General features: G+C 73.0%; 10 protein-coding genes and 1 pseudogene. 2 read left to right on the forward strand and 9 right to left on the reverse strand.

Annotated elements, in window-relative coordinates; all coding sequences use genetic code 11:
- From ABD54_RS28320 to ABD54_RS12655, 5 genes and pseudogenes are all read right to left on the reverse strand, one after another.
- Window positions 1-446: pseudogene (locus ABD54_RS28320) on the reverse strand (hypothetical protein); the annotation flags it as partial.
- Complete coding sequence (gene ruvX / locus ABD54_RS12640) at window positions 446-931, reverse strand: Holliday junction resolvase RuvX (RefSeq protein ID WP_047869664.1); 486 nt, start codon at window positions 929-931, stop codon at window positions 446-448. The pseudogene ABD54_RS28320 and the gene ruvX, both read right to left, overlap by 1 nt.
- Before the next feature lie 590 nt (window positions 932-1,521).
- Complete coding sequence (gene alaS / locus ABD54_RS12645) at window positions 1,522-4,188, reverse strand: alanine--tRNA ligase (protein ID WP_047869665.1); 2,667 nt, start codon at window positions 4,186-4,188, stop codon at window positions 1,522-1,524.
- Between the two features lie 444 nt (window positions 4,189-4,632).
- Complete coding sequence (locus tag ABD54_RS12650) at window positions 4,633-4,911, reverse strand: hypothetical protein (protein ID WP_047869666.1); 279 nt, start codon at window positions 4,909-4,911, stop codon at window positions 4,633-4,635.
- Window positions 4,908-5,300, reverse strand: coding sequence for a DUF948 domain-containing protein (locus tag ABD54_RS12655; RefSeq protein ID WP_013154102.1), 393 nt, complete (start codon window positions 5,298-5,300; stop codon window positions 4,908-4,910). The genes ABD54_RS12650 and ABD54_RS12655 overlap by 4 nt, the downstream gene beginning before the upstream one ends.
- Before the next feature lie 384 nt (window positions 5,301-5,684).
- Between ABD54_RS12655 and ABD54_RS12660 the strand changes: the two genes are divergently transcribed.
- Window positions 5,685-7,268, forward strand: coding sequence for a serine/threonine-protein kinase (locus tag ABD54_RS12660; protein ID WP_047869667.1), 1,584 nt, complete (start codon window positions 5,685-5,687; stop codon window positions 7,266-7,268).
- A 108-nt stretch (window positions 7,269-7,376) separates the two neighbouring features.
- On the opposite strand, the gene ABD54_RS12665 is transcribed toward ABD54_RS12660, so the two are convergent.
- The 4 genes from ABD54_RS12665 to ABD54_RS12680 all read right to left on the reverse strand — a co-directional run bounded on the left by ABD54_RS12665 (window position 7,377) and on the right by ABD54_RS12680 (window position 14,174).
- The gene (locus ABD54_RS12665; protein WP_047869668.1) at window positions 7,377-8,720 is read right to left on the reverse strand and encodes a replication-associated recombination protein A; all 1,344 of its coding nucleotides are present in this window, start codon (window positions 8,718-8,720) and stop codon (window positions 7,377-7,379) included.
- Window positions 8,721-8,750: 30 nt separating this feature from the next.
- A complete protein-coding gene (locus ABD54_RS12670) occupies window positions 8,751-10,781 on the reverse strand; it encodes a SpoIIE family protein phosphatase (protein ID WP_047869669.1) in 2,031 nt (676 codons plus the stop codon).
- 682 nt (window positions 10,782-11,463) lie between these two features.
- A complete protein-coding gene (gene aspS / locus ABD54_RS12675) occupies window positions 11,464-13,218 on the reverse strand; it encodes an aspartate--tRNA ligase (protein WP_047869670.1) in 1,755 nt (584 codons plus the stop codon).
- Window positions 13,219-13,496: 278 nt separating this feature from the next.
- The gene (locus tag ABD54_RS12680; protein WP_047869671.1) at window positions 13,497-14,174 is read right to left on the reverse strand and encodes an MBL fold metallo-hydrolase; all 678 of its coding nucleotides are present in this window, start codon (window positions 14,172-14,174) and stop codon (window positions 13,497-13,499) included.
- Between the two features lie 453 nt (window positions 14,175-14,627).
- Here ABD54_RS12680 and ABD54_RS12685 point away from each other — a divergent pair, with 453 nt between their 5' ends.
- Window positions 14,628-15,860 (forward strand): DUF349 domain-containing protein, encoded by a 1,233-nt coding sequence (locus ABD54_RS12685; protein WP_047869672.1) that lies wholly within the window; start codon window positions 14,628-14,630, stop codon window positions 15,858-15,860.

Raw genomic sequence — 15,860 nt, forward strand, 5'->3', positions numbered from 1 at the left:
CCACGGGAGCGGGCGGGGCCCTGGGAGCGGGGCGGCGCGGGTTCCTGGGGCCGGGGCGCCTCCTGGGACTGACGGCGGGGAGCGCTGGAGCGGGCGGCTCGTCCGCCGCGCAGGGCGTCGGCCGCACCGCCGCGCCGGGCGGGGCCCGAGGGACCGGAGGGGCCGGAAGAGCCTTCCGGGGGCGGCTCGGCGCGGTGGCGGCGCCCGGAGGTCTGGCCTTCGGGGCTCAGCGGGTCGTACCCGCCGCCGCGGGACGCGTTCCGGGACGGGCGGGAATCACCCGCGCCGGTGTCCTCGTTCCAGCCCGCCGGTTCGGGGCGCGCCCTGCGGCCGCGCGAGGGCGGCTGCGCGGACGGGGGGCCGCTGAGCGGGTCGTGGTCGTAACCGCGCTCGCGGTCGGCTCGCCCACGGTAGGGAGTGTCGGGGTAGTCATCCCTGTCGTTCATCATTCTCCCTGGCTGGAGCGGACGATCTCGCCCGGGGGATGGCCTGTTGACCGTTCCTGGTCCAAGGCGCTCTGGAGGAGCACGGTGGCGGCGGCCTGGTCGATGACCGACCTGCGGGCCCGCCCGCCCCTGGCTCCCTTGGCGGCGAAGGAGGCGCCGGAGAGCAGTTGGCTCTGGGCGGTCACCGTGGTGAGGCGTTCGTCGACCAGACGGACGGGGACGGGGTGCAGGAGAGCGGCGAGCGTGCGCGCGAACTCCCTCGCGGAGCGGGCCGCCGGGCCCTCCTCCCCAGACAGCGAGGCGGGGTAGCCCACCACGACCTCCCGTGCCTGCCTTTCCAGGACCAGCAGGGCGATGCGCTGCGTGTCGCCCTTTCCCCTCCGGACGGTCTCGACCGGGCTGGCGAGCATGCCGCTGGGGTCGCTCGCGGCGACTCCGATGCGTGCGTTGCCGGGGTCGACGGCCAGGCGCACACCGTGCCTCACGAGGACCTCTTCCCGGAACCGGAAGCGGTGCTCGGGCGGGCCGTGCCGTTGCGGACACGGGACCGCGGCTGGGAAATCCTCAACACGGTGGTCCTGTTCGTCAGCTGGATCGCGGGAATCTCCGCACAGACAGCCGTGTGATCGGCTGTGACGCGCCACAGTATGCCCGATTCGATGACAGCACGCAGCCTCAACGGTGTTGGGCGCCGTGCGGGGCCGCGGGCCGCGTCGGCCGCCTCGTACGGGGCGGTTCCGGCGGGGTCCGGGGCGGACGCGCTCCGTCAGAGTGTAAAACACCCGGGAGCCGCCGCTGCGCGGACGAACGCCGCCGCGGTGCACGCGAACCGGGACCGGGACGGTCCCTCCGCAGGTGGCGGCGGGTCCGGGTCCGTGGGGAGCAGCGTGCCCGAGCGCCGTGGAATCCTCCGCACAGTCACGCTTGGTTGCTTTGCATATTCATTTCGCGTCCATGCGGGGTTCGGCTGGCGCGCCCGGTGAAACAGCCGGTCCCGGTGGTCCTCGTCACGCCCGCGCACACGCGTCGGGCGTGCGCGGCGCAGGTACCGCGCACGCCCGTCGAAACCCTCCGTCTACCCCCTGGCGACGCGCTCCTCGACGGCGCGCAGCGCCTCGTCCACCTTGCTGGCGTCGCTTCCTCCGCCCTGGGCGATGTCGGGCTTGCCGCCGCCACCGCCGCCGAGCGCGCGGGCCGCGATGCCCACCAGCTCGCCCGCCTTTATCCCGGCCTTCTGCGCGGCCTTGTTGGTCGCGATCACCACGACCGGGCGGTCCTTGGGCACGGCGGTCATCGCCACGACCGCGGGCTCGTCCTCGCCGAGGCGGTCGCGCACGTCCAGCACCAGCTTGCGCAGGTCGTCGCCGCCGGCGCCCTCCGGCGCCGGGGCGGCCACGACCAGCGCGGCGCCGTGGCGGCGGGCGCCCTCGGCGATCGAACCGGCCGCCTGGAGCACCTGGGCGGCGCGCAGCTTCTCGATCTCCCGCTCGGCGACGCGCAGCCGGGAGACCATGGAGTCGATGCGCTGGGGCAGTTCCTCGCGCGGGGTCTTGAGCTGCTCGGACAGCTGCCCGACCAGTGTCGACTCCTTGGACAGGCGCCGGAAGGCGTCCACGCCCACCGCCGCCTCCACCCGGCGCACGCCCGAGCCGATGGAGGACTCGCCGAGCAGCTTGACGATGCCCAGCCTCGCGGTGGAGGGCACGTGGGTTCCGCCGCACAGCTCGACGGAGTAGTCGCTCATCTCCACGACGCGTACGCGGTCGCCGTACTTCTCGCCGAACATGGCCATGGCGCCCATCTTCAGCGCCTCGTCCAGGCTCTTCTCCTCGGTCTGGACCGGGATGTCGCCCGCCAGGACGGTGTTGACCTCCTCCTCGACCTCGGCCAGGCGCTCGCCGCCCAGGGCGCTGTCGGCGGTGAAGTCGAAGCGCAACTGGCCGGGGCGGTTCTCCGAACCGGCCTGACCGGCGGACGGGCCCAGCGCGTTGCGCAGCGCGGAGTGGATGAGGTGGGTCGCCGAGTGCGAGCGCTCGATGGCGTGGCGGCGGCCGGTGTCGATGCCCGCGTGCACGGTGTCGTCCAGGACGACCTCGCCGGAGCGGACGGTGCCGCGGTGCACGAACAGGCCGGGCAGCGGCTTCTGCACGTCCTCCACGTCCACCACGCCGCGGCCGTCCACGGTCAGCGTGCCGGTGTCGGCGAGCTGGCCGCCGCTCTCGGCGTAGAACGGGGTGCTGTCCAGGACGATCTCGACCCTGTCCCCCGCGCGGGCCGCGGGCGCCGAGACGCCGTCCACGACGATGCCCTTGACGCGCGACTCGCTCTCGGACTCGGTGTAGCCGAGGAAGTCGGTCTCCCCCGCGCCCTCCAGCATCCGCGCGTACAGGGAGATGTCGGCGTTGCCGAGCTTCTTGGACCTGGCGTCGGCCTTGGCGGTGTCCTTCTGGCGCTGCATGAGCTCGCGGAAGGAGGACTCGTCCACGGACAGGCCCTGCTCGGCCGCCATCTCCAGGGTGAGGTCGATGGGGAAGCCGTAGGTGTCGTGGAGCTGGAAGGCGTCCGACCCGGAGAAGACGGTGCCGCCCCCGGCGCGCGTGCGCTCGGCGGCGCGGCCGAACAGCGCGGTGCCCGCGCGCAGGGTCTCCGCGAAGTTGCGCTCCTCGGTGTCGATCACACCGTGGATGACGTCGGCCCGGTCCAGCAGGTCGGGGTAGATGTCCTTCATCGCGTCGATGCTGACCTCGGTCAGCTCGTGCATGAAGGCGGTGTCGGTGCCCGAGAGCAGACGCAGGTTGCGGATGGAGCGGCGCAGGATGCGGCGCAGGACGTACCCGGCCTTCTCGTTGCCGGGCCGCACGCCGTCGCCGACGAGCATGACGGCGCTGCGAACGTGGTCGGCGACCACGCGGAGCATGACGTCCTGCTCCTGGTTGTCGCCGTAGCGGGTGCCGGTGAGCTCGGCGGCGCGGTGCAGGACGCGGCCGATGATGTCGGTCTCGTAGATGTTGTCGACGCCCTGCAGGACCGCCGCGAGGCGCTCCAGGCCCAGGCCGGTGTCGATGTTCTTCTTGGGCAGCTCCCCGAGGATGGGGTACTCCTTGCCGCTGCCCTCACCCCGCTCGTACTGCATGAAGACGAGGTTCCAGATCTCGATGTAGCGGTCCTCGTCGGCCTCGGGGCCGCCGTCGACGCCGTACTCGGGACCGCGGTCGTAGAAGATCTCGGAGCAGGGGCCGCAGGGACCGGGCACGCCCATGTCCCAGTAGTTCTCCTCCTTGCCCATGCGCTGGATGCGCTCGGGCCGCACGCCCACCTTGTCGCGCCAGATCGCCTCGGCCTCGTCGTCGTCGAGGTAGACGGTGACCCACAGCTTCTCGGGGTCGATGCCGAAGCCGCCCTCCTCCACGGGCGTGGTGACCAGCTCCCAGGCCAGCGGGATCGCCCGCTCCTTGAAGTAGTCGCCGAAGGAGAAGTTGCCCAGCATCTGGAAGAACGTGGCGTGCCGGGAGGTCTTGCCGACCTCCTCGATGTCCTTGGTGCGGATGCACTTCTGGACGCTGGTGGCGGTGACGTGGGGGGGCGTGCGCTGACCCAGGAAGTAGGGCTTGAACGGGACCATGCCTGCGGGCACCAGCAGCAGCGTGGGGTCCTCGGCGATGAGGCTTGCCGAGGGCACGACGGTGTGTCCGTTCTTCTCGAAGAAACTGAGGAAGCGGCGCGCGATCTCTGCCGTCTCCATTGATGCCCTCCTGCTGCTCGGCTCCGCCGCCCTGGGCGACGTGGCTGTCCCTGCCGGGACCGTGGTCACGCGTGGTCGGTAGGCGCCCATCGTAGAGGGAACCGCGCTACCGGCGCGCGTGGTTTGCGGGTGGCCGCCGGGGCCGTCCTGATCAGGACGACGGCGGCGGTCCGGTTGTTCCCAGGCTATCGCCGCCGACCACCGCCGGGCCCCGTCGTCCACAGGCGCCCACTGCGCGGCGGCGCGGCGGCGCGGGGGCGGGCTAGAGCCTGTTTTTTGAACCGCTCTCAGCTTGTGGGGGGTCGGTTCGGGCGCCCACGGGGTTCTGGAGGGGCCGGGGCGGGTTCGCGGGAAACGGGCGAACCCGCCGTAGGCGCCGAAGGTTCCCGTGCTCCGGGCGCCCGGACACGGACCGAAGCGAAGCGGAGGTCCAAAAAACACTGTCTAACCGGCCCCGGGCAGCCCGCGGTCGTCGGCCCCGGGCAGGGACCGGCTCCCCTTCCGCGGGGCGTAGCGGCGCAGGAGTTCCTCCTCCTGCTCGCGCACGGCGTCGGCCAGGTCCTCGTTGAGTTCGCGCAGGGCGCCCCGGTACTCGCTTGCCCGGCCCTCCACCCGCTCGGCGATGCCGCCCGGGGTGAGGGAGCGCCGGGCGCGGTGGACGCGGTGGACCGCGTAACCGCCGATGGCGGCCCCCGCGGCGAGGTAGAACAGTCTGCCGATCACCGGTTCGCCTTCCTCCTGCGGGTGCGCACGACCGCCAGGGCCCTGCGCTGGCCGAGGACGCGGCGCACCCCGTAGGACAGCGATGCCGCCTTCACCAGCGGGCCGGTGAGCACCGAGCGGGTCAGCGCGGTCATCGTGGAGACGTCCTCGGAACTGGCCTGCACGTTGGCGGTGATCTCCTCGACCCGTTCCAGCGAGGTGTTGGTGCGCTCTACCGTTGACGCGACGTCGTCCAGCAGGGGCGGAGTGCGGTCCCCCAGTTCCGACACGACCTTGGTCGCCTCGTTGATGAGCTTGATGAGCTTGACGAGCGCCACGCACATGAACGTGGCCAGCACCGCCCAGACCACCGCGGCGACGAGCGCGGCGACCTCTCCTCCGGTAAGCATGCGGGCTCCGTGGGCAGATAGAGGGTGACTTCGAGGGTGTGCGGCGGCCCCTCGGGCACGCGCCGGAACCGGGGGCCGGGGGAAGCCGGCGGCCGCGCCGGGTCGGGAGCCGCGGGCGGGCGTTCCCTGACTCGGCGGATCCTCCCCTTCGGTCCGCGCGGGACGGGCCGGTTTCGGCCGACCCTATCGTGTCCCGCCTCCGCGCGGGTGAGGGTGCCACGGCGCGTCCGAACCCTTCGCGGGACGGCCGCTCCGGGCCACGGGGATCGACGCCGCGCACCTCCTGGGGGACAATCGGCCGCAAGCCCGGTCCTTCCGAAAAGCTGACTACGATGTGCGGACACTCAGCCGCCCCTCGGCCCCAGAAGCATCGACAGGACGCTCATGAGCCCTCGTTCTCCCCGAGAGATCTCCGTACTGGTACCGCCGGACCTGGCCCCCCTCTATCCGGACGACCCATCGCGGATCGGTCCCTACCTCGTCCTCGGACGGCTGGGACAGGGGGGCAGCGGCACCGTCTACGCGGCCGTGGACACCGCCTCCGCGAGCGCGGACGACCGCCTGGTGGCAGTGAAGGTCCTCACATCCGCCGAACTGGATTCCGCTGACGCCTACCCCGCGCTGGAGCGGCGGCTGCGGGCCCTGTCCAACGTCGGCTCCGCGCGCGTGGTCGTCCCCCTGGCCTTCGACAGCGACGCCAACCCCCCGTGGCTGTCCATGCCCTACATGGCGGGCGAGCGGCTGTCCCACTTCGTCACCAAGCGCGGCGGGCTGGGCACCGGCAAGCTCATCGCGCTGGCCACCGGCCTGGCCGAAGGGCTGTCCGCGCTGCACGCGCGGGGCGTGGCGCACGGGTCGCTGCGCCCCAGCGAGATCCTGCTGGAGTCGCGCGGCCCGCACATCATGGAGTGCGCGGTCGTGGCATCCCCCGAGCGCATGCGCGGGTCGGGGGCGACCTGGCTGAGCCCCGAGCGCTTCCGCGGCGGGGCGGCCACGCCCGCCGCCGACGTGTTCGCCTGGGGCGCCGTGGTCGCGTTCGCCGGGACCGGGCGCCTGCCCTTCGGCCCCGGGGAGCCCGAGGAGATCGCCGAGCGCGCCGCGAGGGGCTCCTTCGACCTGACCGGCCTGGCCAAGGGGCTGCGGCCGGTGGTCGGGCGCTCCCTGGACCCCGACCCGGACGGCCGCCCCAGCCTGCGTGAGGTGATCGGCGCGGTCATCGCGGTGTGGCAGGCGCAAAACGCCGCGGAGGGCGGCGGGACCTCCCCCGTCGCAGGCGCGTCCGCCGCACCGGACCGCGACGAGCTGGCGCGCATCCTGGAGCGGGAGTGGCACGCGGTGGAGCCCCCCGCGCGGGTGCCCGAGGTGATCCGGTTGGAGGGGCGCATGTCCAACCGGCGCCCCGCACGGGCCGTGTTCCTGGCCGCGAGCGCGGTACTCGCGCTGGCGCTGGTCGGCGGCGGCGTCTGGGGCGTCTCGCGGCTGCTCGCCCCCGAGCAGGGGGACGCCCTGGTCGCGGACGCCGCCGGTGAGGGGTCCGCGTCGCCGAGCCCCGTCGCCGAGGAGGACCCGCTGACCCTGGTGGTGCGGTTCGACCCCGCCGAGCAGGAGTCCCCCGACACGGGGCCTTGGGTCTACACCCCCGTCGACCGCGAGGACGAGCCGGTCCGCGGCCAGGGCATCCCCAGCCACGCGGCCTGGGCCGAGCAGTGGGACGCGGCCGGGGATCCGGGTGAGGCCGTCGTCGCCCCCGACGCCGAGGTGCTCTGCGCCAAGTTCTGCGCCGCGCCCGAGCACCTGTTCATCGACGAGGAGGGCCGCGGCACCTGGGAGCTGACCGGGAGCGACTTCGTCGACTACCTGTCGTGGGGCCCGGTGGTCATCGTGGAGGTGACCTTCGCCGAACCCGCCGGGGAGGGGGGCGGGGGGCCCCGCGAGATCGTGCGGGTGACGGAGCTGTTCACCGACTGACCTCAGCGGTGCGGGCGCCCGTTCCCCGGCGCGCCCTCCCGGGGGCGTGCGGCGGCCGGGCGCCGTCCGCCGCACGCGCGCCGGTACCGCGGGCCGCTCCCCCGGCGTTCAGCCGCGCTGACCGCTGCCCCGCAGGACCTCCTTGATGCGCTGGAGGACCTCGCCGAAGCGCCGTTCGGCGCCGTGCTGGGTGGGCCGGTAGTACTCGCGGTCGGCGAGCCCCTCGGGGGCGTGCCGCTGGGGGGCGACGCCGCCGGGGAAGTCGTGGGCGTAGCGGTAGCCCTTGCCGTGGCCGAGTTCGGCGGCGCCCCGGTAGTGGCCGTCGCGCAGGTGGGCGGGGACGGGCCCGGCCAGGCCGGCGCGCACGTCGGCCACGGCGGCGTCGATGGCGGAGACGACCGCGTTGGACTTGGGGGCCAGGCTGATGTGGATGACGGCCTGGGCGAGGTTGATGCGGGCCTCGGGCATGCCGATGAGCTCAACGGCCCGGGCCGCGGCCACGGCGGTCTGCAGGGCGGTGGGGTCGGCCATGCCGACGTCCTCACTGGCGTGCACGACCACGCGGCGGGCGATGAAGCGGGGGTCCTCGCCCGCCTCGATCATGCGGGCGAGGTAGTGCAGGGCGGCGTCGGGGTCGGAGCCGCGCATGCTCTTGATGAAGGCGCTGACGACGTCGTAGTGCTGGTCGCCGGAGCGGTCGTAGCGCACGGCGTGCCGGTCCACGGCGCGTTCGACGTGTTCGGCGGTGATGGTGACCGGCTCCGTGCCGGGGGCGCCCGCGACGAGAGCGGCGGCCTCCAGGTAGGTCAGGGAGCGGCGGCCGTCGCCGCCCGCGAGGCGCACGAGGTGGTCCGCGCCCTCGTCGGAGAGCGTGTAGCGCCCGTCGAGCCCGCGCTCGTCGGCCAGCGCCCGGTCCACCAGGGCTCGGACGTCGGCGTCCTCCAGCGACTCCAGGGACAGCAGGAGCGAACGCGACAGCAGGGGGCTGACCACGGAGAAGAAGGGGTTCTCGGTGGTGGCGCCGATGAAACTGACCCAGCGGTTCTCCACGGCGGGCAGCAGCGCGTCCTGCTGGGTCTTGTTGAAGCGGTGGACCTCGTCCACGAAGAGCAGGGTGCGGGTGCCGTGCATGCCCATGCGGCGCCGGGCGTCGTCGATGACGGCGCGCACGTCCTTGACCCCGGCGTTGACGGCGGACAGCTCCACGAAGCGGCGCTTGGTGACGCGGCTGACCACGGTGGCCAGGGTGGTCTTGCCGGTGCCGGGCGGGCCCCACAGGAACACGGACATGGGCGCGTCGTCCTCGACCAAGCGGCGCAGCGGGCTGCCCTCCCCGAGCAGGTGGCGCTGGCCCACGACCTCGTCGAGGGTGCGGGGGCGCATGCGCACGGCGAGCGGTTCCTGGCCCCTGGCGGCCTCCGCGCCGGCGTCGTCGAAGAGCGTGTCGGACACCTGTCCAGGGTAGGCCGCCGGGGGCACCGGTCAGGTCGTCGTCGCCACGGCGGCGCGGTCCCGCGCGGGCTCGGCGGAGGGGATCATGCGGGTGATGAGCAGGGCGATGTCGTCGCCGCGCCCGGCCGGGGCCATCTCGGCGATGACGTGTGCGGCGGCCTCGGGGTTCTCGTAGTGCTCGGAGAGCGCCGCGCCGACCCTGGCCAGCCCCTGTCCCATGGGCACCTCGGAACTCTCCACGAGTCCGTCGGAGCACAGCAGCAGGGCGGTGCCGGGCGGGAGCATGCGGGTGGTGACGGTGTACTCGGGATCGGAGAGCACGCCCAGCGGCGGGCCGGTCTCGGGCTCCCAGAGCTGGTAGCCCTCGCGGGTGGCCAGGACGGCCGGCGGCTGTCCGGCCCAGGCGGCCTGCATGACGCCGCTCTCGCGGTCGACGACGAGGTAGCCGCAGGTGGCGAAGACGATCTCGCCGGTCTCGGTGAGCAGGCGGTTGGTCTCGCCCAGGACGACGCCGGGGTCGGACTGGTTGGTCGCGTAGGCGCGGAAGGCCACCCGGATCTGTCCCATGGCGGCCGCCGCCTCGACGCCGTGCCCCTGGACGTCGCCGACCAGGAGGCCGACCTTGTTCTCGGGGAGTTCGATGACGTCGTAGAAGTCGCCGCAGATGCGCCAGTCGGCGCGGGAGGGCAGGTACTTGGTGGCGATGTCCATGTCGGGGAAGCTGGCCACCTGGCGCGGCAGCATGCGGCGCTGGACCGCGTCGGCCAGCTCCAGTTCGGCCTGCTGCGCCTTGATGCGCTGGAGGGCCTGCCCGGCGAGTCCGGCGAAGGTGAGCATGAGGGCCCGCTCGTCGCGGCTGGCGTGGTGTGGGCGGTCCCAGACCATCTGCCACACGCCCAGGGCGACCTTGCCGTCACCGAAGATGGGCACGGTGGCCCAGGCCTGGCCGCGCACCTGGCGCATGAGTTCGACGGCGGCGGGGAAGCGGCTGATGATCTCGGCGCGGCTCTCGAAGAAGCGGGGCTGGCGGTCCTGGATGACCGCGCCCATGGGGAAGTCGGTGTCGTCGGCGCGGCGGCCGTCTATGCGGTCGATGTTGCTGGTGGCGCTCTTGGCGTGGGCGCTGGGCGAGCTGCGCAGCAGCCCGTTCTCGACGTAGAGGGCGACGGCCTGGACCCCGCCGAAGATGGGCAGGAACTCCTCGCTGAGCAGATCCATGACCTTGTCGACGGTGGTGGCCGAGACGAGTTTGGAGGACAGCTCGGTGACCAGGCGGCCGTGCTCGGCCTCGGTGCGGCGGCGGTCGGCGAGGCGGCGCACGAGCTGGACGTGCTCGGTGACGTCGTCGACGATGCCCACGAGGCGGTCGGGGTCGCCGGGCACGTAGCGGGCGCGCACGTGCAGGGAGCGCTCGTCGCCGAGGCGGTCGAAGACGCGGAAGCGCTGCTCGTAGTCGCGTCCGGCGAAGGAGGCGGAGATGGCGTCGCGCACACGGGCGATGTCGTCGGGGTGGACGCGCTCCAGGATGCGTTCGAGTTCGCGGTCGTTCCCGGCCAGCAGCGCGCCGAGCGGGGTGGGGCCGAACATCTCGCGCAGGCGTCCGCTGACCGGGTCCAGGCTCCACAGCACGGAGTCGGAGTTGTCGGTGCGCAGCTCGCCGATCACGCGCAGGTCGGCCTCCTCGGTGGAGAGCACGTGCAGCAGGACGACCGCGCGGGCGCCCTCCGGCCCGCCCCCGGGCAGGGGGCGCAGCTCGGCCTCCACCAGGTGGGCGGCCTTGTCGGCGATGTTCAGGCGCAGGCGGGACCGGCGGCCCCGGTGCCCGGCGAGGGCCTCGTCATGGGCGCGGGCGCCGCGCTGCGCGTCGTCACCGTCGAGGAGGTCGAACCAGGCCCCTCCGGCGAGATCGGAGGCGTCGCGGCCGAAGAGTTCGGTGAAGGCCAGGTTGGCGTGCACGATCGCGCCGTCGGCCAGGGCGAGCGCCATGGGCTCGGGGGCGTGGGAGAACGCCTCCGCGAGAGCGCTCTCGGAACCATCGCCTGAAGCGCGTTTTCCGTTCACGTATGACTCATCCTCATGTCGTCTCGGACGTCACACCCGCGCGCAGGCGCGGTCACCCTTGAAACGTTCCGACCGGCTCAGTCTAGTGTCCGGGGCTGGACCGGATCTGGTGCCGGAACGGGGGCAGGGCCGACGCACGCGCCGTCCGGCGTCCGTGTGACCTGGCTGGACGCGGACCCGCGTACTCCATCGGCGCGACGGGAGGGCGGCCGATTCCGCACCCGGGGTCGCACCCGAGCGACCACAGGACCGAAATCGTTACGCCCGTGTGACTCAACAGCGCAGAATGCACTCCGCCACCACTTCCGCCCGCGATCGGGGGTGTCCCCGTGAGGTCCGTGTCCACTCCACAACACGTTCTCATCGCGGCTCGGAAGGGGTGATTCGCCCTCAACGGTAGGGGATGACGGCTGCCCGCGCATCCGTACCGGGGTACCGAGTCCGTGTCCGGCCACGCGGACACCCCTCCATGACGCCCGACAACCGACCGTTTTCGTCGAGTGACCGAATGAGACAGGTTCGGAATGGGATGAATTCGGGCACCTGGCGGGGGCCGCGAAATTCTTCGGTCCCGGGGCGGCCCGAGGGCGGGCCCGGGCGGGGTTCGCCGAACCTCCCCCGGTACACGAGTCGGGGGAGGTTCGCGCCCGGCGCGAGCCTCCCCCGACGGGACCGGCGGCCCCTACTTCCGCTTCTCCCGCTCCTCGGCCTCGGGGTCGGTGTCCACCCCGGCCTCGGACCGCTGCTCAGCGGTGATCGGCGTGGGCGCGCCCGTCAGCGGGTCGCCGCCCGAGGCGGTCTTGGGGAAGGCGATGACCTCGCGGATGGTCGGCTGACCGGCCAGCAGCATGACGATGCGGTCCCAGCCCACGGCCAGGCCGCCGTGCGGCGGCGGGCCGAACTTGAACGCCTCCAGCAGGAAGCCGAACTTCGACTCCGCCTCGGCCTTGCTCAGGCCGATGACGTCGAAGATCCGCTGCTGCATCTCGGCCCGGTGGATACGGATGGAGCCCGAGACCAGCTCGTAGCCGTTGAGCACCAGGTCGAAGGCGCGGGAGTCGGTGCTGCCCGGGTGGTCCTGGAAGTCGGCCTCGTCCTGCACCGCCGGGGCGGTGAAGGGGTGGTGCACCGGCTTCCAGGAGCCCTCCTCGTCGGCCTCCTCGAACAGGGGCATGTCGGTGATCCAGAGGATCTCCCACCGGGAGGTGTCGATCAGGTCGCAGCGCCTGCCGATCTCCAGGCGGGCCGCGCCCAGCAGCTCCTGGCTCGCGGTCCGGGCGCCCGCGGCGAAGAACACCGCGTCGCCCGGCGCGGCGCCGATCTGGGCGGCCAGGCCCCCGCGCTCGGCCTCGGAGAGGTTCTTGGCCACCGGGCCGCCCAGGGAGCCGTCCTCCTGGACGAGCACGTAGGCCAGGCCCTTCGCGCCGCGCGAGCGCGCCCACTCCTGCCAGGCGTCCAGCTCCTTGCGGGTCTGGGAGGCGCCCCCCGGCATGACCACGGCGCCCACGTAGGGGGCCTTGAAGACCCGGAAGGGGGTGTCGGCGAAGTAGGCGGTGACCTCGACCAGCTCCTGACCGAAGCGCAGGTCGGGCTTGTCGGAGCCGAAGCGGTCCATGGCCTCGGCGTAGCGCATGCGCGGGAAGCTCGCGGGCAGCTCGACCCCGCGCACCTCGCGCAGCAGGCGGGTGAACAGCTTCTCGCCGACGGCGAAGAGGTCCTCCTCGTCGACGAAGCTCATCTCCAGATCGATCTGGGTGAACTCCGGCTGGCGGTCCGCGCGCAGGTCCTCGTCGCGGAAGCAGCGGGTGAGCTGGTAGTAGCGCTCCATGCCGCCGACCATGAGCAGCTGCTTGAAAAGCTGCGGGGACTGCGGCAGCGCGTACCAGTGGCCCGGCTGGAGGCGGACCGGAACGAGGAAGTCGCGGGCGCCCTCAGGCGTAGAGCGGGTCATGTAGGGGGTCTCCACGTAGGTGAACCCCAGGTCGCGCATGACCTCGTGGGCGACGTAGGTCGCCTTGGAGCGCAGGCGCAGGTTGTCGGCCATCTCCTGGCGGCGGATGTCCAGGTAGCGGTAGCGCAGCCGGGTCTCCTCGGCCACGTCGGCGGCGCTGTCGAGCTGGAAGGGCAGTGGCGCGGCCTCGCTGAGCACCTCGATCTCGTCGGCGACGACCTCGACGGCGCCGGTGGGGATCTCGGGGTTCTCGTTGCCCTCGGGGCGGACTCGGACCGAGCCGGTGACCTTGACGCAGTACTCGGCGCGCAGGTCGTGGGCGAGGTCGTCCTCACGGACGACGACCTGGACCACCCCGGAGGCCTCGCGCAGGTCGAGGAAGACCACCCCGCCGTGGTCGCGGCGGCGTGCCACCCAACCGGCGAGGACGACGGTCGCGCCTGCGTGCTCGGCGCGCAACGCACCTGCCTCATGCGTGCGTATCAACGGACTACTCCTTCAGCGTCTCTGTTCGTGTCAAGTGTGCCCGACCTGCGCTCGGGTGCGGGCCAGATCCTGCGCACACGGCCTTCGGGCACCCGGCGGGGGGAAGGGCCGGGGGAAGGGCGTGCGAAGCCACCGGCCGACCGCCCTCAGGCGGCGCCGGTGCGGGTATCTCGTCCGCCGTGCGGCCGCGCGGGCGCGCTCGGGCGGCGGGCGCCTCGGTGGTGTGGGGTGGTCATACGTCGTTCCAGCGGGACGGAGAGGGCGGCCTGGACACGGGGTCAGCCGGTGATGTCGCGCAGGTAGGGGTTGGTGGCGCGCTCGCGCTCGACGGTGGTGGCCGGGCCGTGGCCGGGCAGGATCTGGGTGGTGTCGGGACGGCCCAGCACGGCGCTGGCGAGGCTGCGCAGCATGGCGGCGTGGTCGCCGCCGGGGAAGTCGGTGCGGCCGATGGAACCGGCGAAGACCAGGTCCCCGGCGAACATCACGGGGACGCCGTCCTCCGCGGTCACCGTGTACACGACCGATCCGGGGGTGTGGCCGGGGGTGTGCTCGACCCCGAAGTCCAGTCCGGCCAGGGTGAGGGTGTCGCCGCCGCTGACCTCGACCAGGTGCTCGGGTTCGGTGTGGGGGCCCGGGCCCAGCAGGGCGGACAACTGCGCGGCGAAACCGGGGTCCACCCCCGAGGCGGGCTCGGTGAGCAGGCCGCGATCCGCGGCGTGCAGGTGGACGGGGACGCCGTGGCGCGCGCACAGGTCGGCGGCCGACCACACGTGGTCGAAGTGGCCGTGGGTGAGGAGCACCGCGACGGGGGCCAGCCCGTGCTCGGCCAAGACCTTGTCGACCTGTTCGGTGGCCTCCTGGCCGGGGTCGACGATGACGCAGTCGCCGCCCGGGGCCGGTGCGAGCACGTAGCAGTTCGCGGCGAGGGGCCCGGTGGGAAGTGCGGCGATGAGCACGGCGGATGTCGTCCTGTCCTCGGTCGGGTGCGCGGTCGCGGGGCGGCGGGTCCCGGTCCGGACGCAGCGTCCCCCGGGTGCAGCCTATCGAGGCGGGACGGGGGCGGCGACCCGGTCGTCGTGCCCGGGTACGCGTTTGATCACCATTCGATCACCGCGCGCGGCTGGCCTCTTTGCCAAACCGCGTGGTAATGCCATATTGGTCACCGTCCTTGGTGCGTGCCGGGGCCCCGACCTGCGCCAGCGCTGGGCGGGAGGGCGGCCCGTACCCCGCGCCCGAGGACGCGCGGACCCGCGTGATCTGCGCAGACGTGAATTCACGGCGCGGCGCCTCCCACCGGATCGCGGGGATATCGTGCTCAGCACGGTGGTTCCCATCGCGAACCGGCGAGGAGTGCGACGCGACGACCCGAACCCGCCCCACGGCCGGGTTCATGACAGCAGGAGGACACGGTGACCACGGACCCTTGGGGCCGCGTAGACGACGAAGGCACGGTCTACGTGCGCACGAGCGAAGGCGAGCGGGTCGTCGGATCGTGGCAGGCGGGGGCGCCGGAGGAGGCTCTGGCCTTCTTCCGGCGCAAGTACGACTCCCTGGTCACCGAGGTGGAGCTGCTGGAGAACCGGCTCCGCAACACCGACCTGTCCGCCTCCGCCGCGATGTCGAACATCGACAAGCTGCGCGACGCGGTCCGGGAGGCCAACGCGGTCGGCGACCTGGAGTCGCTGATGGGGCGCCTGGACGCGCTGGCGGGCCGTGCCGAGGAGCGCAAGGTCGAGCAGAAGCAGGCCCAGGAGCAGGCGCGCGGCCAGGCCCGGGAAGTCAAGGAGCGCATCGTCGCCGAGGCCGAGCGGGTCGCGGTGGAGACGACGCACTGGAAGTCCGGCGGTGAGCGGATGCTCCAGCTCATCGAGGAGTGGAAGAAGGCCCCGCGGGCCGACCGGCCCACCGAGCAGGCGCTGTGGAAGCGCATGTCGGCGGCGCGCAACTCCTTCTCCAAGCGGCGCAAGGCCTACTTCGCCAACCTGGACCAGGAGCGCGAGTCGGTGCGCGTGGAGAAGGAGCGCATCGTGGTGGAGGCCGAGGCCCTGTCGGGCTCCACCGACTGGGGTGCCACCGCCCGCGCCTACCGCGACCTCATGCAGCGCTGGAAGCGCAGCGGCCGGGCGGACCGGGCGAGCGAGGACAAGCTGTGGACGCGCTTCAAGGCCGCGCAGGACACCTTCTTCGACGCGCGCAACGCGACCTTCGCCGAGCGCGACGCCGAACTGCGGGTCAACGCCGAGGCCAAGGAGCGGATCCTGGCCGAGGCCCGGACGGAGATCCCGAAGATCTCCGACCCGCGCCGGGCGCGCGCGCGGCTGCGCGACTTCCAGGACGCCTGGGAGGAGGCCGGTGAGCTGCCGCGCGACGTGCGCGACCAGCTGGAGGGCGCCTTCCGCCAGATCGAGGACGGCGTGCGCCGGGCCGAGGACGCCGAGTGGGAGCGCAGCAACCCCGAGGCGCGGGCCCGCGCCAGGGACACGGCCGCGCAGCTGGCGGCGGCGATCGCCGACCTGGAGGCCAAGCTCGCCAAGGCCAGGGACAGGGGCGACGAGCGCCGCGTCAGGGAGTACGAGGACGCGCTGGAGGCCCGCCGCTCGTGGCTGGCCGAGGCGGAGAAGGCCCTCGACGAGCTGAGCTGA

The organism is Nocardiopsis sp. RV163 (assembly GCF_001029525.1).
GTDB lineage: Bacteria > Actinomycetota > Actinomycetes > Streptosporangiales > Streptosporangiaceae > Nocardiopsis > Nocardiopsis dassonvillei.